Origin of the sequence: Methyloferula stellata AR4 (genome assembly GCF_000385335.1) — a bacterium.
Taxonomy (GTDB): Bacteria; Pseudomonadota; Alphaproteobacteria; order Rhizobiales; family Beijerinckiaceae; genus Methyloferula; species Methyloferula stellata.
Genome location: NZ_ARWA01000001.1, coordinates 1,203,828 through 1,225,544 on the forward strand (window position 1 = coordinate 1,203,828; position 21,717 = coordinate 1,225,544).

The 21,717-nt window shown below is 59.5% G+C and carries 22 protein-coding genes and 1 pseudogene; 12 read left to right on the forward strand and 11 right to left on the reverse strand.

The features are described from left to right. The first annotated feature begins 13 nt into the window (after positions 1–13). On the forward strand, positions 14–1,222 hold the full coding sequence (locus A3OQ_RS0105910) for an NnrS family protein (protein ID WP_020174449.1): 1,209 nt from the start codon (positions 14–16) through the stop codon (positions 1,220–1,222). A gap of 39 nt (positions 1,223–1,261) precedes the next feature. On the opposite strand, the gene typA is transcribed toward A3OQ_RS0105910, so the two are convergent. Then, positions 1,262–3,070, reverse strand: coding sequence for a translational GTPase TypA (typA, locus tag A3OQ_RS0105915; RefSeq protein ID WP_020174450.1), 1,809 nt, complete (start codon positions 3,068–3,070; stop codon positions 1,262–1,264). A gap of 392 nt (positions 3,071–3,462) precedes the next feature. Here typA and A3OQ_RS0105925 point away from each other — a divergent pair, with 392 nt between their 5' ends. Beyond that, positions 3,463–3,681: a hypothetical protein gene (locus tag A3OQ_RS0105925; RefSeq protein WP_020174452.1), complete on the forward strand. Its 219-nt coding sequence runs from the start codon at positions 3,463–3,465 to the stop codon at positions 3,679–3,681. A 6-nt stretch (positions 3,682–3,687) separates the two neighbouring features. Here the strand turns inward: A3OQ_RS0105925 and A3OQ_RS21440 are convergent, their stop codons facing one another. Together A3OQ_RS21440 and cysG are read right to left on the reverse strand one after the other, a co-directional pair. Beyond that, positions 3,688–5,013 carry a TAXI family TRAP transporter solute-binding subunit gene (locus A3OQ_RS21440; protein WP_020174453.1) on the reverse strand — a complete coding sequence of 442 codons (1,326 nt, stop codon included), beginning with the start codon at positions 5,011–5,013 and terminating at the stop codon, positions 3,688–3,690. A gap of 37 nt (positions 5,014–5,050) precedes the next feature. After that, positions 5,051–6,508 (reverse strand): siroheme synthase CysG, encoded by a 1,458-nt coding sequence (cysG, locus tag A3OQ_RS0105935; RefSeq protein ID WP_051116081.1) that lies wholly within the window; start codon positions 6,506–6,508, stop codon positions 5,051–5,053. A 288-nt stretch (positions 6,509–6,796) separates the two neighbouring features. On the opposite strand from cysG, the gene pqqA reads away from it, so the two are divergent. The 4 genes and pseudogenes from pqqA (at position 6,797) to pqqE (ending at position 10,153) form a co-directional block, all read left to right on the forward strand. Further along, complete coding sequence (gene pqqA / locus A3OQ_RS25330; protein WP_152428592.1) at positions 6,797–6,874, forward strand: pyrroloquinoline quinone precursor peptide PqqA; 78 nt, start codon at positions 6,797–6,799, stop codon at positions 6,872–6,874. Between the two features lie 42 nt (positions 6,875–6,916). Beyond that, positions 6,917–7,813, forward strand: a complete 897-nt coding sequence (gene pqqB, locus A3OQ_RS0105940) for a pyrroloquinoline quinone biosynthesis protein PqqB (protein ID WP_026595540.1) — start codon at positions 6,917–6,919, stop codon at positions 7,811–7,813. Positions 7,814–7,965: 152 nt separating this feature from the next. Beyond that, a pseudogene (gene pqqC, locus A3OQ_RS0105945) lies at positions 7,966–9,023 on the forward strand (pyrroloquinoline-quinone synthase PqqC). Next, the gene (gene pqqE / locus A3OQ_RS0105955; protein ID WP_020174458.1) at positions 9,020–10,153 is read left to right on the forward strand and encodes a pyrroloquinoline quinone biosynthesis protein PqqE; all 1,134 of its coding nucleotides are present in this window, start codon (positions 9,020–9,022) and stop codon (positions 10,151–10,153) included. Before pqqC ends, pqqE begins: the two are co-directional and overlap by 4 nt. 501 nt (positions 10,154–10,654) lie before the next feature. Here pqqE and A3OQ_RS0105965 read toward each other — a convergent pair. Next, entirely contained in the window at positions 10,655–11,002 is a 348-nt protein-coding gene (locus tag A3OQ_RS0105965; RefSeq protein ID WP_020174460.1) for a hypothetical protein, read from the reverse strand. A 142-nt stretch (positions 11,003–11,144) separates the two neighbouring features. Here A3OQ_RS0105965 and rph point away from each other — a divergent pair, with 142 nt between their 5' ends. From rph to A3OQ_RS0105980, 3 genes are all read left to right on the forward strand, one after another. Continuing rightward, positions 11,145–11,858, forward strand: coding sequence for a ribonuclease PH (rph, locus tag A3OQ_RS0105970; RefSeq protein ID WP_020174461.1), 714 nt, complete (start codon positions 11,145–11,147; stop codon positions 11,856–11,858). A gap of 154 nt (positions 11,859–12,012) precedes the next feature. Beyond that, complete coding sequence (gene rdgB, locus A3OQ_RS0105975; protein WP_020174462.1) at positions 12,013–12,639, forward strand: RdgB/HAM1 family non-canonical purine NTP pyrophosphatase; 627 nt, start codon at positions 12,013–12,015, stop codon at positions 12,637–12,639. 166 nt (positions 12,640–12,805) lie between these two features. Then, positions 12,806–13,105, forward strand: a complete 300-nt coding sequence (locus A3OQ_RS0105980) for a hypothetical protein (protein ID WP_020174463.1) — start codon at positions 12,806–12,808, stop codon at positions 13,103–13,105. Positions 13,106–13,185: 80 nt separating this feature from the next. On the opposite strand, the gene A3OQ_RS0105985 is transcribed toward A3OQ_RS0105980, so the two are convergent. From A3OQ_RS0105985 to A3OQ_RS0106000, 4 genes are all read right to left on the reverse strand, one after another. Further along, on the reverse strand, positions 13,186–14,166 hold the full coding sequence (locus A3OQ_RS0105985; protein ID WP_020174464.1) for an LLM class flavin-dependent oxidoreductase: 981 nt from the start codon (positions 14,164–14,166) through the stop codon (positions 13,186–13,188). Between the two features lie 267 nt (positions 14,167–14,433). Then, on the reverse strand, positions 14,434–15,183 hold the full coding sequence (locus tag A3OQ_RS0105990) for an SDR family NAD(P)-dependent oxidoreductase (RefSeq protein WP_020174465.1): 750 nt from the start codon (positions 15,181–15,183) through the stop codon (positions 14,434–14,436). A 112-nt stretch (positions 15,184–15,295) separates the two neighbouring features. Then, positions 15,296–15,589: a winged helix-turn-helix domain-containing protein gene (locus tag A3OQ_RS0105995; protein ID WP_020174466.1), complete on the reverse strand. Its 294-nt coding sequence runs from the start codon at positions 15,587–15,589 to the stop codon at positions 15,296–15,298. A 61-nt stretch (positions 15,590–15,650) separates the two neighbouring features. After that, complete coding sequence (locus A3OQ_RS0106000) at positions 15,651–16,634, reverse strand: magnesium transporter CorA family protein (protein ID WP_020174467.1); 984 nt, start codon at positions 16,632–16,634, stop codon at positions 15,651–15,653. 360 nt (positions 16,635–16,994) lie between these two features. Here A3OQ_RS0106000 and A3OQ_RS21445 point away from each other — a divergent pair, with 360 nt between their 5' ends. The 3 genes from A3OQ_RS21445 to A3OQ_RS0106015 all read left to right on the forward strand — a co-directional run bounded on the left by A3OQ_RS21445 (position 16,995) and on the right by A3OQ_RS0106015 (position 18,808). Then, complete coding sequence (locus tag A3OQ_RS21445) at positions 16,995–17,339, forward strand: CsbD family protein (RefSeq protein WP_020174468.1); 345 nt, start codon at positions 16,995–16,997, stop codon at positions 17,337–17,339. 64 nt (positions 17,340–17,403) lie between these two features. Next, positions 17,404–17,676 carry a hypothetical protein gene (locus tag A3OQ_RS0106010; RefSeq protein WP_152428332.1) on the forward strand — a complete coding sequence of 91 codons (273 nt, stop codon included), beginning with the start codon at positions 17,404–17,406 and terminating at the stop codon, positions 17,674–17,676. A 145-nt stretch (positions 17,677–17,821) separates the two neighbouring features. Further along, positions 17,822–18,808, forward strand: a complete 987-nt coding sequence (locus tag A3OQ_RS0106015) for a beta-ketoacyl-ACP synthase 3 (protein ID WP_020174470.1) — start codon at positions 17,822–17,824, stop codon at positions 18,806–18,808. Positions 18,809–18,923: 115 nt separating this feature from the next. Here A3OQ_RS0106015 and A3OQ_RS0106020 read toward each other — a convergent pair whose 3' ends face one another. From A3OQ_RS0106020 to A3OQ_RS0106030, 3 genes are all read right to left on the reverse strand, one after another. Then, entirely contained in the window at positions 18,924–19,208 is a 285-nt protein-coding gene (locus tag A3OQ_RS0106020) for a hypothetical protein (RefSeq protein WP_020174471.1), read from the reverse strand. A gap of 157 nt (positions 19,209–19,365) precedes the next feature. Further along, on the reverse strand, positions 19,366–20,871 hold the full coding sequence (locus A3OQ_RS21450; RefSeq protein WP_020174472.1) for a S10 family peptidase: 1,506 nt from the start codon (positions 20,869–20,871) through the stop codon (positions 19,366–19,368). A 226-nt stretch (positions 20,872–21,097) separates the two neighbouring features. After that, positions 21,098–21,550, reverse strand: a complete 453-nt coding sequence (locus A3OQ_RS0106030; protein WP_020174473.1) for a TIR domain-containing protein — start codon at positions 21,548–21,550, stop codon at positions 21,098–21,100. Between the last annotated feature and the right edge of the window lie 167 nt (positions 21,551–21,717).

The window sequence follows — 21,717 nt, forward strand, 5'->3', positions numbered from 1 at the left end:
CGGGATGTCTCTCATGTCTGTGGCACAGTTGGCTTCGAGGATTCATACGGGATCAAAGAGCGAGCCGCCGCTATGGCTTACCCAAGGCTTTCGGCCCTTCTTTTTCGCTGCGGCGATTTGGTCGATCGGGACCCTTGTCATATGGATCGCGATGCTTGCCACGGGCCGTGCCTTACCGAGCATTTTCGACCCTTTGAGCTGGCATGTTCATGAGATGCTGTTTGGATTCTGCATGGCTGCGGCCGCCGGCTTTCTCCTGACCGCAGTGCCGAATTGGACGAAACGACCCGCCGTCTCCGGCAGGGTTCTCGCCAGCCTCGTCGGCCTTTGGCTCATTGGCCGCCTTGCATGCGCTTTCTCGGCTTTCATGCCGGCTTGGCTGGGAAGCGGTCTTGATCTTGTCTTTCCGGTGGCGCTCATTGCCATTTTGGCGCGCGAGATTATTGCCAGCCGGAATTGGCGCAATCTCGTCATGCTCGCACCTTTGGCGGTTTTGGCAGCGGCCGATTTGCTCATGCATCTCGAAGCGACCGGAGGGCATGTCCCTGCAGGCCTTGGCTGGCGTCTCGGCCTTGGTGCGATGGTCGTATTGATGGCGGTCGTGGGGGGCAGACTCATACCAACCTTCACGGGCAATTGGCTGGCCAAGCGCGATATTGCCTTGCCAATGCCGGTGCAACATGCGTGGCTCACGCCAGCCTCGATAGCCGCTTTGAGCGTGGGCCTTTTGGGATGGGCTGCTCTGCCGGACTCTCAAGCCTTCGGCGCTGTCCTCATGATCGGCGGCATCTTGAATATATCAAAGCTCGCGCGATGGCGGGGACTGGCAACAGGCAGCGAGCCTTTGCTCTTCATTCTTCACGTCGCCTACCTTTGGATGGTAGTCGGTGTCCTTCTGCTCGGCCTCGCAACTTTCGATATCGTCCCGCAAAGCGCTGCGATTCACGCACTGACAGCCGGAGCTATGGGAACGATGATTCTCGCGGTGATGACGCGCGTCGCCCGCGGCCACAGCGGCCAAAGCCTCACTGCCGACACCATCACACGGTGGATCTATGGGCTTGTGACACTGGCGGCTGTCTTCCGGGTGATAGCTGCCTTTGCTGCCGCACCGGGACCGAGCCTGTTGCTCTATGCGGCGGCCATTCTGTGGATCGCCGCCTATGCCGTCTTCATCTTCGCCTACAGTCCCACGCTTCTTTCAAAGAGAAACGTGGGCTGATCGACCTTTTAAGGAATGATGCTCTTTTAGGTGCTTTTCTTAGCCAGCGCGCGTGGCGCGCTTGCGGTCATTCGGATCAAGGTAGGTCTTGCGCAACCTGATCGACTTCGGTGTCACTTCGACAAGTTCGTCGTCCTCGATATAAGCCAGCGCCCGTTCCAGCCCCATCTGCATCGGCGTGGTGAGTTTCACCGCCTCGTCCTTCGAATGGGTGCGGATGTTGGTGAGCTGCTTACCCTTCATGACATTGATTTCAAGATCATTGTCGCGCGTGTGCTCGCCGACGATCATGCCGCGATAGACCTTCTGGCCGGCACCGATCATCATCGCGCCACGATCTTCCAGTTTCCACATGGCATAGGCAACGGACTCGCCTTGGTCATTGGAAATGAGCACGCCATTGCGGCGGCCCGTCAGCGCACCCTTCCAAGGTGCATATTCATGGAAGAGCCGGTTCATGATGGCGGTGCCCTTGGTATCGGTCAGAAGTTCGCCCTGATAACCGATGAGACCGCGCGTCGGCGCATGGAAGACGAGCCGCAGACGATTGCCGCCAGATGGCCGCATCTCGATCATGTCAGATTTACGCTCCGACATTTTCTGCACGACGACGCCGGAATGTTCCTCATCGACGTCGATCACAACCTCTTCGATCGGCTCGAGCAGATCGCCCTTTTCGTCCTTCTGAAAGACGACTTTCGGACGTGACACACCGAGTTCGTAACCTTCACGGCGCATATTTTCGATCAGGATTGCGAGCTGTAACTCGCCACGGCCAGAGACGATGAAAGAATCGGCTTCAGGCGAATCCTCGATCCTCAAGGCGACATTGCCTTCGGCTTCCTTGTAAAGGCGTTCGCGAATGACGCGGCTCGTCACCTTGTCGCCTTCGGTACCGGCGAGCGGCGAGTCGTTCACCATGAAGGTCATCGACAAGGTAGGCGGATCGATCGGCTGCGCCTGCAAAGGCTCGTTCACTTCTGGTGCACAGAGCGTATCGGCGACGTTGAATTTCTCGAGACCGGCAATGGCCACGATATCACCGGCTTCGGCTTCTTCGACCGGCACACGCTCAATGCCCCGGAAGGCGAGAATCTTCGAGACACGCCCCTGTTCGACGACCTTGCCCTCGCGGGAGAGAACCTTGACGGCCTGGTTCGGCTTCACGCTGCCTGCGAAGACCCGGCCAGTGATGATGCGGCCAAGATAGGCATTGGCCTCGATCAAAGTGCCGAGCATGCGAAAGCCGCCCTCTTCGATCGTGGGCGGCGGGACATGCTTCACGACCAGGTCGAACAAAGGCGCCATGCCGTCCTGCGGACCCTCGGGGCTATTGGCCATCCAGCCTTGCTTCGAGGAGCCGTAAAGGATCGGGAAGTCGAGCTGTTCGTCGGTCGCATCGAGCGCCGCGAAGAGATCGAAGACCTCATTGACGACTTCCTGGATGCGAGCGTCGGGCCGGTCGACCTTGTTGATGGCGACGATTGGCTTCAAACCGATTTTGAGCGCCTTGCCGACGACGAACTTTGTCTGCGGCATCGGGCCTTCCGAGGCATCGACGAGAACGATCGCGCCATCGACCATGGAGAGAATGCGCTCCACTTCGCCGCCGAAATCGGCGTGGCCGGGGGTGTCGACGATATTGATTCGATAGTCTTTCCAGGCGATCGAGGTCGCCTTGGCCATGATCGTGATGCCGCGCTCTTTTTCGATGTCGTTCGAGTCCATGACTCGTTCCGCCACCTTCTGGTTTTCGCGGAAGGCGCCCGATTGCTGGAGAAGGCGGTCGACGAGAGTGGTCTTGCCGTGGTCGACGTGAGCGATAATGGCGATATTGCGCAGGTTCATGGTCGGTCCCGAGGGTAATCAAAATCGCGGAGCCGAGTGATTCGGGCTCCGGTCAAAGTCGAGGTCAAAGTCGAAGTTGTTGGAAGTTGGTTTCAGATCGAGTGTGAACACTCGATCTGAAACCAACTTATTTAGAAACATCGGATATCCGATGTTTCTTTTCAAAGAGTTAGAGCATCTTCCAACGGCGAACCGGCTTCCACTTCGCCTGAAGATGCTCTGAAGCGAAGCTCGCGCTCAGGAAAACGTCCACGCGCATGGCTTTTATATGCGACTCGTCATATAGGCGGCCGTCTTCGCAATTGCAGCATCCCTTATAGGAATTCAAACGATTTGGAAACGGCCGGTGGCGTCGCACCTTACGAAAACGAAACGATGACAGGGACGGCCGGATGGACGCGCTGAGCCTTTTCGGTCTGTTCGCGGTGACGATGATGCTCGTCTGCTACGCGTTCGAGGACCGGAGCCACTGGTTTAGCTTAGGCTTTGCCCTAGCTTGCGCTCTGGGCTCGCTCTATGGGTTTTTGCAGGGCGCCTGGCCCTTCGGCCTCGTCGAAGGCATTTGGGCGCTCGTCGCGTTCCGGCGCTGGGCAAAGCGGCCCCGAGCTTAGATAAACTTAAATTTTAGGGATCAGACGCGGCTCGAAAACGGCTTTCGGGCTCGCCAACAGCACTTTGCGGCGTTCCTCGATCGCATGGCGGACCTGATCGACGGCGAGGCTCAATGCGCCGAGATCCGGGCCGGAACTCCCTTTCGCGGATAAAGATTGCGCCAAGATCACGTCGGCTTCGCGCTCAAGCAGGTCAAGTTCGGAGGTATGATCGGCCTCCCGCGCCTCGCGCAGAATGTCGAGAAGCCGCCGTATGGCTTCGCCCGTTCCCTCCCGCTGCATCTGGCTGACGCGGCTCGCCAGAGCGGCGATTGCCGATCCGAACACGGAGAGGATCATGGCCCCGATATAAAATGCGTCGCTATATTTATCGAAAAAGCTCTCGGCCTCGTCGTCGAGATAGGCGGCGGCGCCCGGATGGACGGGCAGGACCGCTCCCTTGTCGGTTTCGGGTGCGACAATCCGCGCAGCCACCGGCACGCGGAGCGCGATGCGCGGCCGGGCCGCGAGCAGGATCCGGGTCAGGTCGCCGACGACGGTGTCGCTGAGCGTGCTGCGCGCGACGAGCCGCGTCGAAACCCCGAGCGTATGAAAAGATTTCGTCGGTTGCGGCGCTATGCCTGGGAAGAGTCCCCGGACGATCTCGACCGACTCGTAATTCGGCGAGCGCTGCGCAATGCCTTCGGCTTCGGGCACCGAAATGAATATGATTTTGCCGCCGCTGGCGCGCGTGACCGCCGCCACGGCTTCGCTCAATTTATCGGAACCAGGCATCCCAAACGCGAGGACGGCATCGACCTCTTTATTGGTCAAAGCCTTCTCGATCTGCTCGATAGATAGAGCGACGGTTCCGACCGCCGACTCCGGGATGTCATATTGGGCAAGGGTTGTATTGAGCAGATTGAGATTGGCGGCATGCGACAGCATGGGGTCATGCACGATGCCTATCTTCTTTCCGCGCAAATCGGCGACGCTGCCGATTCCGCTTCCGGACGATGTCAGAAACAGGCCCGCGCTTTTGCGCATGATGAGAACGGTCTGACCGTTCGTCGGCATTTCGACGTCGCTGCGAACAATGGCGAGATCGGCGCGCCCATGTTCGAGCGCGGTGGCGGTAGCCGCCAGGCTGTCGACCGGTACAAGCGACAAATGGATGGTTTCGCGCTCATGCACAAAATCCTGCGCGGCGGCCGTCATGATCTCCTGGTCTTCGCTGCCGCGCACCACGGCGACGCGCAGGATCGTCGGTCTTTCGTAAAGATAGGTGAAAAGAACGATCGCCGCTGCCAGCGCCAAGGCGCCTGCGATGGAGAGAAGAACCAGACGACGCATCTTTAACCTCGCTGGTTTGGCTCCGCGCGATGCGAGTTTAAGTATGGAGCATGTCCGCGTCGGAGACATCGGACGACTCGGCCGACACATGCGGCTGCGCGAAGATAGCGCCAATCATGACGAGACAAGGGCCGTCCGGGCTGATAACGGCAACTTTCGCGTGAAGACTGGCGATTGTCCCATAAACCCGGTGCTCGTCCGGCCAGGTGGCACGTTCGACGAGGAGCGCTGGAGTTGCCGGATCGATGCCCTGAGCGAGAAGCCGTCGCGACAGAGCCTCAAGGGTTCTAACCCCCATATAGACGACGGTCGAAGCGCGCGGATCGCAAACGGAGGCCCAATCGATATCGTCTGGAAGCTTTCCGTCCCGCGCATGCGCGGTGATGAATTGGACGCGCCGCGACAAATCGCGTTCGGTCAAGGAGATCTGCAAGGAGGCCGCGGCGCCCAATGCCGCCGTTACGCCCGGAACGATCTCCACGGGGATGTCGGCGGCGCGCAGCGCGGCCAATTCCTCGTTGGCGCGTCCGAAGATCGACGGATCGCCGCCCTTGAGACGGACGACGCGTTTGCCTTCCCGCGCAAGCGTGACGAGAAGCGCGATGATATCATCCTGGCGGCAGGACGGCTTATAGCCGCGCTTGCCGACCGGAATCTTGGTCGCCTCGCGGCGGGCCATATCGATGACGCCTGGCGCGATGAGGTCGTCGTAAAGCACGACATCGGCCATGTGCAGCGCCCGCAGCGCCTTGAGCGTGATGAGTTCGGGATCGCCCGGTCCGGCGCCGACGAGTGTGACCGAGCCTGTCGCATGGGTCGTGCCGGCTTCGGCCGCTTGCACAAGCATGGCGAAGTCATCTTCCTGCGGAAGCCGGTCGCCCGTATCGAGCGCCTTCTGCGCGAAAAGATCCCAGAACCGCTGCCGCAAGCGCGCGGATAGATCGATGGCTTTCAGCCGCGGCCGCCAGACGGCGGCTGCCGCCGCCCAATGCCGGATGCCTTGCGGCAGAAAGGCATCGAGCCTTCCTCTGATCGCACGCGCGAGCGCGGGGGCTGCGCCATGGGTCGAAATGCCGATGACAAGCGGCGAGCGGTCGATGATTGCGCCGATCTGAAAATCGCAGAAGGCCGGCTGGTCGGCGCAATTGACCGGAACGCCGGCGGCATGGGCGGCCTCGTAGAACGCCTCGGCCTCGGCCTCGGTCCCAAAAACACCGATCGCGAGCGAAGCGCCCTTCAGATCGGCCGGCGTCCAGGCGCGCGAGGCGAGGTGCAGGCGCGAGAAGCGTTTAGTAAGGCTCTTCAGCTCCTTGCCCGGGGCGGCGCAATAAAGGTCGATCTCGGCGCCGGTTGCGTGGAGCAGTTCGGCCTTCCAGAGCCCGTCGCCTGAGACGGCCAGAACGGCTCTTTTTCCGGCCAGATCGAAAAAGATCGGCAGGCTCGCTAAAACTTGCGGAATCGGCAGGGGGGCGTCCAATGGGTCGCTTTCATTCATGTCGGGCTTTGAAAGCTTTCTGCCGTTTAATCTCAAAACGCCAGTTTTGACAAACATCGCGTCGGTTTCGCGTCCTGCAAGATGAAAAGCCACGCGACGCCAAAAGGATATCTGGAACGGGGCCGCGGCACCTCTATTTCGGGGCCGAACATTAACATTCGGCAATATTAAACTTCGGCAATGAAAGCGCTTTTGGACGTTCAGCATATGGTTTCAAACAAGCGCTGGTGATACATAATGTCTCGGACAGCAAGACCTGTCCGCCAACTGAACTTAGGGAGAAATACGATGGCTTGGACAACCCCTGCAATCACCGAAGTCTGCATCGGCATGGAAGTCACCAGCTACGCTTCTGCCGAAATCTAAGGGTTAATCCCTTCGTTTTCGGGCCATGTGAAAGGCAATGCCTTGCGCGTACTTGTGCTCGGTTCGGCGGCCGGAGGCGGTTTTCCCCAGTGGAATTGCCTCTGTCCGGTCTGCCAGCTGGCCTGGAACGGCGACAAGCGGGTCCGGCCAAGAAGCCAATCGAGCTTGGCTGTCAGTGCTGACGGTGAACGTTGGCTTCTGCTCAATGCTTCGCCCGACCTTCGCCAGCAAATCCTCTCGTCGCCGTTTCTGCATCCGCGCGGTGCGAGCAGGCAAACACCCATCTCGGCGGTCTATGTCACCAATGGCGACGTGGATCATCTGACCGGGTTGCTGACGCTGAGAGAGTCGCAGAGTTTTGCGCTCTTCGGCAGTAAAACCACGCTGGCGCAGACCTCGGTCGGTGTTTTCGGCGTGCTGAACAAGAACCTTGTTCATACCAACGCGGTGTCGCTCGACGAGCGCGTCGATACGGGCCTCGGCCTTTTCGTGACGCCTTTCGCGGTTCCCGGCAAGGATCCTCTCTGGATGGAGAAGGATCATGTCGAGATCGGCGGCCTGACCGAAAATACGGTCGGGCTCGAAATCAGCGACGGGCAGAAGACGTTCTTCTACATACCCGGCTGCGCGGAAGTCACGCCCGCCATCAAGGAACGCATTTCCGGCGCGGAAGTCCTGTTCTTCGACGGCACGACATTTACCGATTCCGAAATGGTCGATCTCGGGCTGTCGCAGAAGACGGCTTGGCGCATGGGCCATGTCGCGATGAGCGGCGAGAAGGGCTCCTTGCATTCGCTGGCCGATTGCAACATCGGCCGCAAGATCTTCGTGCATATCAATAATACGAACCCTGTTCTGATCGAGGATTCGCCGGAGCGGGCAAAGGTGGTGGCGGCCGGATGGGACGTCGCCTATGACGGAATGGAAGTCGTTCTTTAGGAATTCTTTCGAAAATGTAACCCGGCTTTTTTGATTCAGAACAAATTCGGCCGAGACGTTTCGAACACATTCTAACCGATCGGATTTTCCGGTCGGAAGCGCTCCCCGAAGTGATGCGCCTTAAGACAGACATTGATGAGGAGGGTGACGCTATGAACGAGCCGGGCAAGTCCGATGCTCTGATGAGCCACGACGAATTGGAAGCCGTTTTGCGCCGCACCGGCGCGGAGCGCTACCATAATCTCCATCGCTTCCATAAGCGCCAATACAGTGGCCAATGCACTTACGAAGAGGTGCAGGCTTGGGCGCTCAATCGCTACTATTATCAAGCCTCGATTCCGATCAAGGACGCGGCCGTCCTGACCCGCATGAACGATGCCGACGATCGCCGCGCCTGGCGCAAGCGCATCGAGGATCATGACGGGCTCAAGGAAGGCGACGGCGGCATCGAGCGCTGGCTGAAGCTCACCGATAGTCTCGGCTTCTCGCGCGACTATGTGAAATCGACCGAGGGCATCCTGCCCGGCACGCGTTTCGCGGTCGATGCCTATATCAATTTCTGCAAGGAGCGCACCTTGCTCGAGGCGGTGGCTTCTTCTCTCACCGAACTCTTCTCGCCGACGATCATCGGCGAACGCGTCACCGGCATGCTGGCGCATTATGATTTCGTCAGCAAAGAGACGCTCGCCTATTTCACGGCGCGTCCCGAGCAGGCGAAGCGCGACAGCGAGTTTGCTCTGGCTTACGTCAAGCAGCACGCCAAGACGCGCGAGCAGCAGGATCTCGTCGTCGCCGCGCTCGAATTCAAATGCCATGTGCTGTGGACGCAGCTCGACGCAATCTGGACCGCCTATATCGACAAGCTGCCGCCGGCCGGCGTCTGGGTGCCCGGCACCCATGTCGCGACGCAAGGCAAGGCGGCGTGAGCGGACCTGTCCAACTCGAGGATCAGTCGAAGCCGCATCTACCGCGCGGCGTTCGGCTGAAGCTCGATGAGACGCGCAACGAATGGATGTTGCTTGCGCCTGAGCGCGTCGTCAAAACCGATGCGATCGCCGTCGAAATCTTGAAGCGATGCGACGGCGTCGCCACATTGAGTGAGATCGTTGATAATCTCGCTGCGACTTTCAATGCGGACCGCGCGGTCATCGATAAAGATGTCCGCGCCATGCTGACGGAACTCGCAACCAAACGGATGGTGGACCTGTGAACGCTCCCATTGTTCCGCCGAAACCCGCTGTCGCCGCGCCCGTCGGCCTTCTCGCCGAGCTGACGCATCGCTGCCCGCTCGGCTGCCCCTATTGCTCGAACCCGCTCGAAATGGACGCGCGCGCCGAAGAGCTCGATACGGAAACCTGGCTCCGCGTTTTCTCGGAAGCCGCGGCGGCCGGCGTTCTTCATGCGCATCTGTCCGGCGGCGAGCCCGCCGCGCGGCATGATCTCCTCGAGATCGTCGCGCATTGCTATAAGGTCGGGCTCTATACCAATCTCATCACCTCCGGCATCGGACTGACGCCTGAAAAAGTGAAGGCTCTCGCGGACGCGGGGCTCGATCACGTCCAGCTCTCGATCCAGGATGCCGAAGCCAAATCGGCCGATAAAATCGGCAATTATGAGGGCGGCTATGCGAAGAAGCAGATCATCGCCAAGGCTGTCACGGACAATAATCTGCCGCTGACGGTCAATGCCGTCATCCATCGCGCCAATGTCGCGCGCGCCGGCCGCATGGTCGAACTGGCCGTCGAACTCGGCGCAAGGCGCGTGGAAATCGCTCATGCGCAATATTATGGCTGGGGCCTCGTCAATCGCGCGGCGCTGATGCCGACGCGCGCGCAGGCCGAAGCTGCAATCGCCGAGGTCGAAGCGCTGAAGCTGAAATATACGGGCACGATCGTCATCGATCATGTCATTCCGGATTACCATGCGCATCATCCCAAGGCCTGCATGGGCGGCTGGGCCAAGCGCACGATGAACGTCACGCCGTCTGGCATGGCTCTGCCCTGCCACGCGTCGGAAACGATCCCCAATCTTGAACATTGGAGCGTCCGTGATCATTCGCTGATGGACATCTGGACCTCTTCGCCGGCCTTCAACGCCTTTCGAGGCACGGATTGGATGAAGGAGCCCTGCCGGTCCTGCGAACGCAAATTGATCGATTACGGCGGCTGCCGCTGTCAGGCGCTTGCTCTCACGGGCGATGCGACCGAGGCCGATCCGGTCTGCCATCTCTCGCCCCATCACGACAAGATCGCGGCGGTGACAGAGATGTTCGCCGACGATGACGCGCCGATCCCGGATTATGTCTACCGGCGGATCAAGGCGACCGCGCCGGTGGAATAGGGTGCGCGATCCCTCCCTTTGTGGAGAGGATGGCCGCGAAGCGGCGGGGCGGGGCGACCCATCTATCTCCTAACCCCATCCACCTCACTACGCTCGGCACCTTCCCCTTTTAGGGGAAGGATGACCTTCACGACATCATCCACACCTAGCCATTCATCTCTTGGCGGCAATTCTGGCGAGCGGATCGCTTTGGTCAATGATCGCTTCGCGACCGCCTTCGGCGGCGACCCGAAGGGTCGTCATTGACAAAAGCGCATCCGTCTCGCCGATGATGCCCGCCGTTGGATGAATGGCATAGTCTGACCGCTGGGCTGTCTTTGGTCATCAAAGACCCTCGTGCTTTGAGACGGCCGCCATAGCCCGTTGCTTGCGACGGGTGTCGCTTCGCAACGCCCCATGGCAGCCTCCTCAGCATGAGGGTCTTTTTGGCGCGTCTTAGCCCTCACCCTGAGGAGCCGCGTTAGCGGCGTCTCGAAGGGCGAGGGCGTGCTTCGCCATTCTTCACTTCTTGCAGCCCGTCAGGTCCTTGTCCTCGATCGAGAAGACCTTGCCCACCTCGACAGCGACACCTTTGACAAGGCAGGTGCGGCCATCCTCATAACCGACTTTGACGTCATAAGAGCCCGTCTCCACATTGGTGACTCTCACGCGCTCGTCGTGCTCGACCTCTTTGTCCTTGTCGTTCAAACATTGGTTCTCGCCGAAATTCGTGGTTCCAGCCGGCGCCAATTGCAGATTGGTGATGGTTTGCGACGTCAGGTTCCAGACGCGCGTCGGCTTGTCGGCCGCGAGCGCCGCGGTCGCCACGAGACCACCCAAAATCATCGGTAAGAAAATGCGCCGCATCATGAAGTCCTCGCGTGTCTTTCGTACTCCGCGAGGCTAAAACATTTTTATGTCTCGGGCCAAGGACGTTCGGAGGATATTCCGGACCAGTTGCGCGAAACGCATCAAACTCCTACAAGCGGCAGTCGTTTTTCCCGAGATCCCCATGCGTCCTTCCAAACGAGCTGTCGATGAACTGCGAGCGGTCACGCTCGAACGCGCGGTCGCGCGTTATGCCGAAGGCTCGTGCCTTGTGAAATTCGGCGGCACGCATGTGCTTTGCACGGCTTCGCTCGAAGACAAGCCGCCGCAATGGCTGCGCGGCCAGGGTCGCGGCTGGGTGACGGCGGAATATTCCATGCTGCCGCGCGCCACCCACACGCGGACGCGGCGCGAATCGACCTCGGGCAAGCAGTCCGGGCGCACGCAGGAGATCCAGCGTCTGATCGGGCGCAGTCTGCGCGCCGTCACCAATCTTCAAGCACTGGGCGAACGTCAGATCACGCTCGATTGCGATGTGCTGCAGGCCGACGGCGGCACGCGCACGGCGGCGATCACCGGCGCCTGGGTCGCCTTGCACGATTGCTTGAAATGGATGCATGGGCGTTCGATCATCAAGGAACACCCCTTGCGCGACCATGTGGCGGCGATCTCCTGCGGGATTTCGCAAGGCGCGGCGATCCTCGATCTCGATTATGAGGAAGACAGCGCGGCCGAAACCGACGCCAATTTCGTCATGACGGGTGGCGGTTCGCTCGTCGAAATCCAGGCGACGGCCGAGGCCGCCGTGTTCAGCGAGACGGAATTGCACGCGATGATGGATCTCGCGAAGACCGGAATCGCGCGGCTCGTCGATCTGCAGAAAAGCGTGATTGCTTGAAGGTCATCGAAAACCAGCGGCGGCGTCATGCCCGTGCTTGTCACGGGCATCCACGCGGAGAGGTTGCTCCATCCATGCAATGGTCACAGCGATGTCTCGGCGTGGATGGCCGGGACGAGCCCGGCCATGACGCGGTGCAGAGAGTGTCTATTCAATGCCGCGATTGATCGAGGGCAAGCTCGTCATCGCGACGCATAATCCCGGCAAGCTCTGGGAGATCGCCACGCTTTTGAAGCCTTACGGTATCGACGCCGTGTCGGCGGGCGATCTCGGGCTTCCCGAACCCGAAGAAACCGGCTTAACTTTCATCGCCAATGCCGAATTGAAGGCGCTCGCTTCGGCGAAAGGCTCGGGCCTGCCGGCGATCGCCGATGATTCGGGCCTTTGCGTCGATGCCTTGGACGGCGCGCCCGGGATTTATTCGGCGCGCTACGCGGGTGAGTCGCGGGACTTTGCATTTGCCATGCAGAAGCTCGAAAAGGAAATCGCTGACAGAGGTGCGACGCCGCCCTTCCATGCGCATTTCGTGTCGGCGATTTCGCTCGCCTGGCCCGACGGCAAGACCCTGAGCTTCGAAGGCAAGGTCTTCGGAACTCTCGTCTTTCCGCCGCGCGGCGGATTGGGCTTTGGCTATGACCCGGTCTTTCTGCCAAATGGCCACGACAAGACCTTCGGCGAAATGTGGGCTGTGGAAAAACATTCGATTCCGGTGGACGGATCGGAAGCGCTTTCACATCGCGCCCGCGCCTTCCAAGCCTTCGCAAAGACCTGCCTCGAATAAGCAAAAGCCCTCAAAACAACGGATTGACGCAGCAAAAGGCCACCATTCATGGGCCTTTGATAGAAATAACACATGACCCGATTGAATTAGATGTGCGGCATTAAATTTATTGCACCGCAATAAAAGCGCTCTATCTCATATGGACAGTTAATTGCTTGGACGGGTCATGAGCGCGACTTGGAACACGAAATATGGCGGTCGCAGGGTTCGGCATGATCCGCCGACCTTGCAGGAAGCCATGGCGGCTGCTCAGGGTCTGACCGATCAACTGCACGAGCAGATTGAACTCGCGGCATCGCTCATGGATCTGCCGGTCGATGAGGTGCGCGCCGAAGTCATGAAGACCATGGCGCCGATGCGGACCGTGTCGCAGCAGATCGTGACGCCATCCGGCCGGGCGGGCGTTGGCCGGACCGTGGTCGTCGAGCGCCGCACGTCGCGCCGCGCCGCTGCGCCGCGCGCCTGATCTACAGGCTCTTCTGAATCGACTGTAAAGTCTTATTTCAACGCATGATCTTTATCCGAAAAGTCTGCAACTTTTCGGGATCATGCTGCCTTGAGGCCTGGCCGGATCTGATGGACGAACAGGCTCAGATCTTGAGCGCGTTTGGCCATGTCCGGGCCGATCTGCTTCAAGATGAGGCTGCGGGGCGCCAAGTCCCGGCCGATCTGCAGCGCTTTCGCCGCGATCGTATCCGGCGTGCCGATGAGCGAATCGGCGATCAACCGCTCGACATCGAACCATGTGGCCCAGGCCGGTTGCAGTTTGGCGACCGTCACCTGCATCCGCTCGGCAAAATTATGCAAAAGCGCACGGGCTTCGTCCAAGGCCTGCGCCTCGGTCGGCGCGACATGATAGAAGCGGATCAGCACGAGGTTCGGATCGCGCGCGCCGGCAAGATCGCGATAGATCTTCACGCTCTCGCGCACTTGCGCCAGCGGGAAGGGCGGGCCCGCCATGATGCCATAGCCGTGATGCGCGGCGAGCAGCACCGTCTCGCGCGTGGAGGTGGCCATATAGGTCGGGATCGGCTGCTGCAACGGTTTCGGCGTCAGGCTCACGCCCTCGGCGCGATAGAATTGCCCTTCGAAATGCACGTCGTTTTCATAGAGAAGCCGCGTGACGAGATTGAGCGCTTCGACAAGCTTGCCGCGGGCAGCCTCGGGATCGACGCCGAAATGCTTGTTCTGAAGTGGAAAAGGTCCGCCTTTACCGACCCCGAAATCGAAGCGGCCATCGCTCAGAATATCGATCGTCGCGACCTCTTCGGCGATCTTGAGCGGCAGATGATAGGGTAAAAGCACGGCAGCCGAGCCGAGCCTGATGTGCCGCGTTTTCGCGGCGAGAAAGGCAATGATATTGAGGCAGGCCGGGCTTATCGCATCCGGATTGAAATGATGTTCGGCGATCCAGGCCTCGTCGAAGCCGAGCGCTTCACTATGCTCGACGAGCCTTGTCTGATCGGCGAAGGCGGTGCGCTGGTCCCGGCTTGGATTTTCGTAGGTACAGAACAGGCCAAGCCGCATGAAACACTCCCGCGAACTTTGAAAGAGGGAGGATGGGCAGGTCTGTCAGATGGAAGAGTAGGGCCGAGGAAACCCTCATCTTTCAAACCTGCCCATCAGGCGCGGTGCGCATCCTTGCTTTGCCGGGCTGCGAACGGCAAGCTGGCGCACAGCGACGCTTTCCACCATGCGGCCCGAGGGCTCACCGCGCCGCGATTGGTATTTAGTTTATATAACGAAAGCCGGACGTCTTGTCCAGCCCAGCTATATACCGCGATGCGCGGCAAGCTAGCGCATGCCGCCCGAGGCCAAGAGAAGTTCACCGGTCATCCAGCCGGACTCAGGCGACGCTAAAAACACCGCGACAGGCGTGATGTCTTCCGGCTGGCCGAGGCGCCCGAGCGGAGTCTGGTTCACCATCCATTTTTCGAAATCGGTCCCGATAATGCCCATTGCATGAACCCCTTCGGTTTCGACGCCGCCGGGATTGATGGAATTGACCCGGATTTTCTTTGGGCCGAGCTCTTTGGCAAGCACATGCGTGATGGCATCGACCGCGCCCTTCGTGGCTGTGTAGACGACCATGCCGGGCGGATTGATCTGGCTCGCGTTCGAACCGATGTTGATGACGCTGCCGCCTTCCGGGCCGAAATATTTCACCGCCTCACGCGTCGCGAGAATGAGGCCCAGCACATTCGTGTTGAACTCGCGATGGAACTCTTCCTCGGTGACCGTCTCGAGCGGCATCACTTGATAGACGCCGGCGTTGTTGACGAGAATATCGAGCGCTCCGAAGCTCTTCTTTGTTTCCGCAAACAGCCGCTCCACATCGGCTGCTTTCGACACGTCGCCTTGAACGGCGACGGCTGTGCCGCCTTTGCCTTTGATCTCGGCCACGACGCGATCGGCGCCTTCCTTGCTCGATGCGTAATTCACCACCACGGAAGCGCCTTCGGCCGCGAGACCTTTGGCAATGCCCGCGCCGATCCCCTTCGAGGCGCCCGTCACCACGGCGACCTTGCCCGTCAATTTACCCATCGGATATCTCCTGATCCCATCATTTTCATGTAATTGTCATTTCGACAATTATCGAACTAGATAAGTATGAAAATGGCAAAAGCACGAGTGCGGCATCAAAAAGATTGCGGGATCAGATTTCCGAAAGCCGGTTCAAATAGGCCTGCAAAATGTCGCGCTGGAGGATGAGATTGGCAAATTTGCCTTCGCGGACGATCTCGATGAGGCCGGCCATCTCCAATTCCTTGACGTGATGGGAGAGCGTCGCGGCGCTGATACGATGAGCTTTATGCAAGACGACGCAAGGCATAGGATCGGCGTAGTTGCTGATCTCTTTGAGGATCCGGTAGCGTCGCGGTTCCGCGAGCGCGCGGGAAATCAACCCAAATTGCCGGTCCGTGAGTCGAACGCGTTTAGCGCCTGCCATGGATAAAATTACACCTCATCCAAATTCATTGTCCAGGCCCATGAGATGGGGATTTCAAGGTTCACCACCAGCCCCGCCATTTGAACCAGACCGCCGGGATGATGGCGCTTAAAGCGATCACGGCGAGGCCGTAAGCATAGCCATAGGTCCAGTCATATTCGGGCATCGTCTTGAAGTTCATCCCATACATGCTGGCAAAGAATGTCGGCGGTATCCCAATGATGGAAAAGACCGTCAGCACTCTGAAGACATTATTCTGTTCGACATTGGTGAAACCGAGCGTCGCGTCGACGAGAAGCTGAATCTTGTCGGTGAGATGCGTCTCGTAATCGTTGAGCGAGGTGATGTCGCGCGAAAGGCTGTCGAGCCGCTGCTTCGCCGTAGGCGTCAGGTAGGCAGACGCATTGGCAACGACATAGGGGATCATGCGTCCCATGCCGAGAAGGCTGTCGCTGATCTTCGCGGTCAGATCGCCGGCGCGGCCAACTTGGCGCAGCACGTTGCGGAGATTGCCGCCCTCCTTGCGCGGCTCGTGCCGGCGCGCAGCGTCCTCGCTGAAGATGCGCCACGAAATATCGTCGAGATCGGTGCCGACATGTTCCAAAACATCGGCGACATGGTCGATGATGCTTTCGACGATGGTCAGGAAATGCCCCATGCTGTCTTGTGCCCCCCCGTTCGCATGGGCGGCGCGGACTGAGCAGGTCTCGAAGGCCTTCAGCGTTTCGAAATGCAGCGTGAGCAGAATATCGCGCGATACGACGAAACCGACCGGCGTCGTATGCGGCATGCCTTCTGCGGTTCGAATCACAAGCGGCAGGCTCAGAAAAATATGATCGTTTTCGGTTGCGAGACGGCTCGAACTTTCGATTTCGACGAGCCGGTCGTAGCTCGGTACGCGGATCGCGAGCGCGCGCTCGAGAAAGGCGATTTCTTTTTCACTCGGATTGAGTGCGTCGATCCACGACGTCTCTTGCGGCAGAGCGTCCTTGGCGAGGTCGACCGGCGTTTCTATGCGCGCGTTTGAAGTATGGAAAACCAGCATTCGGTCCCCTCGAAGGACGCATTATTGACGTCGCTGCAACTGGCGCTTGCCGGAATGGCCTGCCGGTTGAGGCCATAGGGAAGACAATAAATAACGGCAAATGGATTTTCACAAAAATGGCTTCGTCCGAGCCGAAAGCGTGAAGATTTTTCCGCTTTAGTGCGTTTGCGCATCGTTTTCTTGACCGTGGCAGGTTCGCACAAGGGAAATGAGCGCAAATTCGACTGTTAGCTCATGCTGATCCGCTGTTTTCGATCACGCTTTGGTGAACTTGTCTGGAACGGAAGTCAAACTTCGACGTTAGACCAAGGTCAGACAGTTTTGCCATGATCGTGGCAGAGAAAAGCGAGGAAAAGCCTAATGGATATGAATCGCGTAGATGGAACTCTAAAGAACGCCGTCGGCAAGGGCGAGGAGCTGGTCGGCAAGATCGGCGACAAACCCGGTGTCGAGGCCCAGGGTCTCGCCGACCAGGTGGTCGGCGCTGCGCAAAATATTTACGGCCGTACTAAGGATGGCTTCAACGAGGCGGTGGACCGCCTTCCCGACGCGCTATCCGATGCTGCGGACATCGGCCAGCGCGCTTATAGGGATGGGTCGCGCCAGATTGCAACCCAAGTCGGCAAACAGCCGATCGAGACTTTATTGCTCGTCGGCGCGCTCGGCTATCTCGTCGGCTGGGCCGTTCATCGGGCTGCGCGTTGATCATGTCAATCCTCAGAATCTCGACCCCTCATTCAGCCATGACCATTTCCCGCAAGGAGCGCTCATGACCCGTGAAACAAGATCGAGCACAGAGCTACAGTCCATCATCCTTCAATCCCTGAAAGTGTGTCCCGGTTTCGAGGGCATCCATGAGGTGATGATCCAGCCGCGCGAACATTGCGAAGGCGGAACCAATTGGACCCTCGCCGCCGTGCGGCCCCGCGTCGAAGGCAAAGTCCTGCGCGGTGCGCGCGACACCATCAACTTCCTGCAGCGGTCCTACGAGCTGGATCAGGCCGACATCGTTTTGCCGCGGCAGATGAAGCGGCGCGCCTGATAAGCAAGACCTCTTCACGTAATGTTTCAGTCAGGCCGGACCTTGTGTCCGGCCTGTTCTTTTGATGGCCGTCAGTCTCTCTAGCGAAAAGCGCCGTTTCGGCTTATGCCTAACCGTCTGTCAGCGAGGGCTGGCTGGAAGGGCGGTGCATTTGACCTATTCGCATATCCTCGGCACCGGCATGTATGCGCCGGCGCGCATCTTGACCAACCACGATCTCGAAAAAATGGTCGCGACCTCCGATTCCTGGATCACGGAGCGTACCGGCATCAAGACCCGGCGGATCGCGGCGGAAGGCGAGGTGACCTCGGATATGGCGGTCGCAGCGGCGCGCCAGGCGCTCGATATGGCCGGTACGAAGCCCGAGGATCTCGATGCGATCATTGTCGCCACGATCTCACCCGATATGCCGATGCCGTCTTGCGCCGTCATGGTGCAGGCAAAGCTTGGCGCCAAGCGCGCATTCGCTTTCGATCTGTCCGCTGCCTGCGCGGGCTCCCTTTATGGATTGAACATCGCCGATAAATTCATCCGCGGCGGCGCGCAGCGCGTTCTCGTCATCGGCGCCGAGCTTTTGAGCCGGCTTGTCGATTGGGAGGATCGCAATACATGCGTGCTGTTTGGCGATGCCGCCGGCGCGATGGTGGTCGGCCCGACGCCGGATGCAAATCGCGGATTGCTTTCGGTCCACCTCCATTCGGATGGCACGAGTGCTGGCCTGCTCGCCATTCCGGGCGGCGGCAGCAAACATCCGCAATCGCAAGAGGTCCTTGCGCAAAAGCTGAACAAGATCGCGATGAGCGGCCGCGAGGTCTATAAATATGCGGTCAGCGTCCTGCCTGAGACGCTTCAGGAAGCGCTAAAGGCCAATGGCATGACGGCCGGCGATGTCGATCATGTCGTCTCGCATCAGGCCAATATACGCATCGTCGAATCCGTGCTCGGCAAGGTCGGCATTCCGATGGAGAAATGCTGGATCAATCTCGATCGCTACGGCAATACGTCCTCCGCCTCTTTGCCGATTTCGCTCGATGAGGCGAGCCGCGCCGGCCGGCTCAAGGAAGGCGACGTGGTGCTGATGATGGCGATCGGCGCCGGGATCGCCTGGGGCAGCGCGGTGATGCGCTGGTAGCTGCTTACGAAGCTCCAAGACGCCACGGACAATTTAGCTGTCATGGTGCCCGTTGCGTCTTGAGCGGGCCCGATACTGAAATATTCGGGCGAAGATGCCTATGCAGACTTGCGCGTCAGTGCGCGTCGTCGCTGTCATTGCCTCTCTTATCGTTGCGGATGCTCGGATGATCGCCCAAACCTTCCGGCTGCATGGTGGGGTCGGTCACTGAGCTGCGGCCTTCGTAAGGTCCGGCGGACGGCGGGTTGATCGCATTCGGGCCCGAATGGACGTTACCTCTGGCGCCGGCACTCGAATCCGAATTTCCCACGCCGGCACCGCCGGCTCCTTCCTGCGCGAAGGCAAAGGACGGTAGGGTGATCATTACGGCCGAGCAGGCCAAAATCAGGCTTTTCCGCATGGGGACTCCTTGGGTTCGTGCGGCCACAGGATGTGACGCGCGGCAAACGCCCCCTTTACGGCGAAGGTTTCAGCTTGGCCGCGCATTTATGAATTTTGATTTATAAAATGCGATATGGCGCAGAGCAGGCTTCGCCATAAACTGGTAGGCGGCTGCCTCACGCATAAAATGTCTGCGCCCAATCGCGGAAGGCACGCCGCGACTCGTCCCATGTGTAGAACATGTGGCCGCCGCCGAAATGCCGAATGAAAAGCATCTCGCGCTGCTGCGGCAGAAGCTTCATCTGTTCGACAAGCCGCTCGGATGAGAAATAGGGCGTGACCATATCGTAATAGCCATGCGCGATGAGCACTTTCATGTTGGGGTTCATGCTCATCGCAAAGCGCAGATCGTCGGTGGCGCCGGCGGGGCCTTCGAGCGCATGTCTTTGCTCGTCGCGCTTCCAGGCGCGATTGACGGCGAGACTCAAAAGCTCGTAGCGGCGTTCCGAGTCGATGCCGATCTCACCGCGCAGCACATGATTGATGCCGCTCGCGAAGATACGGTCGATCCCGGCGAAGGTCGGGTCCGGGCCTTCGTGATTTTCGCGATCCGGGAAAGGGTCGATGCCGGTGATGGTCGCGTCATAGACGCCCAAAATCTTCTGTTCGGATTTCAGGAGTTCGCGCGCGAAGCGCCAGAAGGGCACGCGGCCATGCGCCAGTCTCACAAGATCTTCGGGCAGGCCCAGGAAATCCGCGGCACGGGTAAAGACGCGGCGCTGCTCCTCCGGGTCATGCGCGGTGCCGACCAGAAAAGAATGCGCGAGTTCGCGCGTCGCAAAAGATTCGATCTCGCGGCGCTGCGTCTCGATCGGCGTAGCGGCGGCAAAGACGCGCGAGCGGCCGTGGAAGGTCGCGGCCAGCGCCATGGTGCAGAAGGAGTCCATGCTGCGCAGCACGTCATAATCGTTTTCATTCAAGAGCGACCATTCGAGCGCGGGCGAGATGGCGATCGCCGTCGAAAGCCCGATGCCATGGGTCTCTTGCAGGCGGCGCGCGAGTTTCGCGGTGCGGAAGCCGCCATAGCTCTCGCCGATGATCGCGACGGGCACGTCCCATAATTTATATTTCGACAGGAACCGCTCGATGAATTCGCCGAGCGATTCAAGATCCCGGTTGAGCGCGAAGAATTCCTTCTCTTCGACGGTCTTCGCGGGATCCGGCTTTTCCTTATCGTCCGGCTTTTTCTCCGGCTCGATGATCTGCGAAAAGCCGGTGCCGACCGGATCGACGAAGACGAGATCGGTGAACCCGATCCAGCTTTCGGGATTATTGACGATCTGGACCGGCGGCGGCTCGAGATTGCCGTCCGGCTTGAAAAGCGCGCGGCGCGGCGAGAGCCCGCCGATGTGCAGATAGGCCGAGGACGCGCCGGGGCCGCCGTTGAAGACGAAGCTGATCGGGCGGCGGCCCTTCTCCTCGCCCATACGGTAATAGGTATAGAAGATCTCGGCGGCGGGCTTGTCCTTCTTGCGAAGGACGATCCATTCCGAGATCACATCAATATCGGCCAGCTGGCCGTGATCGCCCGTCCAGGTGACTTTGTGGAACGCGCCCTTCGGCGCCTGATAGTCTTTCTTGTCTTTGTCGGGCGAGGAAGTATCGGACGTATCGGCGGCCATGCGGGAACTCGAAGAAGGTATTCTGGGATCTGGACTCAATCATCGAGCCGTCATTGCGAGGAGCTTTGCTCCGAAGCAATCCATGCCGAAGCAATCCATGCCATTGTCTGAAAGGTTGCCCTGGATTGCTTCGCTTCGCTCGCAATGACGGTCCTCAGACGAAGCAATGGTTAGGTTCTGCCCCTAGAAAGACGATGAAGGTTGCGGCGACGGGGAAGCTACTCCATCACCCTTCCATCATGCCGCCCATCACGGCGCCTTGGACGATCTCGTCCGGGCCGCCGACGCGGCTGTCGATAATGTGTCTGATCGGCTCCCAGGTGAATGTATCGGCCCAGGCCGCGCCGAAATTGAGCGCCGCCGCCGGCGCCTTGCAGTTTTTGTCGAGCTTCACGGCGACCACGCATTTGCCGGTGACGGACGCCGTCTGGATTTCCCAATTGATCCAATCGTTGTTGCCGGTGTCCTTGCCGACGATCACGAGCAGATGGGTGCCAGACTTGATCTTGGCCTTGAGCTCTTCTTTGAGAATGGCGCCCTGAGGACTGTGGAACGGCACTTTGAAGCGATCCGTCTCATAGGCGATCTCGAAATAGTCGCCCGTGTTCCACTCGAGCAGCATGTCCATGTATTTCTGGTCCGCCGGCTTGAAGCTGACGAAAACGCGTGCCTTTTCCATGGAACGAGACCTTCTTCGATGACGTGTTAAGCGCCTGTGTCTGCGGGATCGGGGCCCGGCACAGGGCAGCATTCAATATCCGCGCCATATAGCACGTCTTGCGGCGGAGGGCATCGGGGCGGCGTGGGTCCAATTGACTGGAAGCATTCTGCCGACTGAAAAGACTT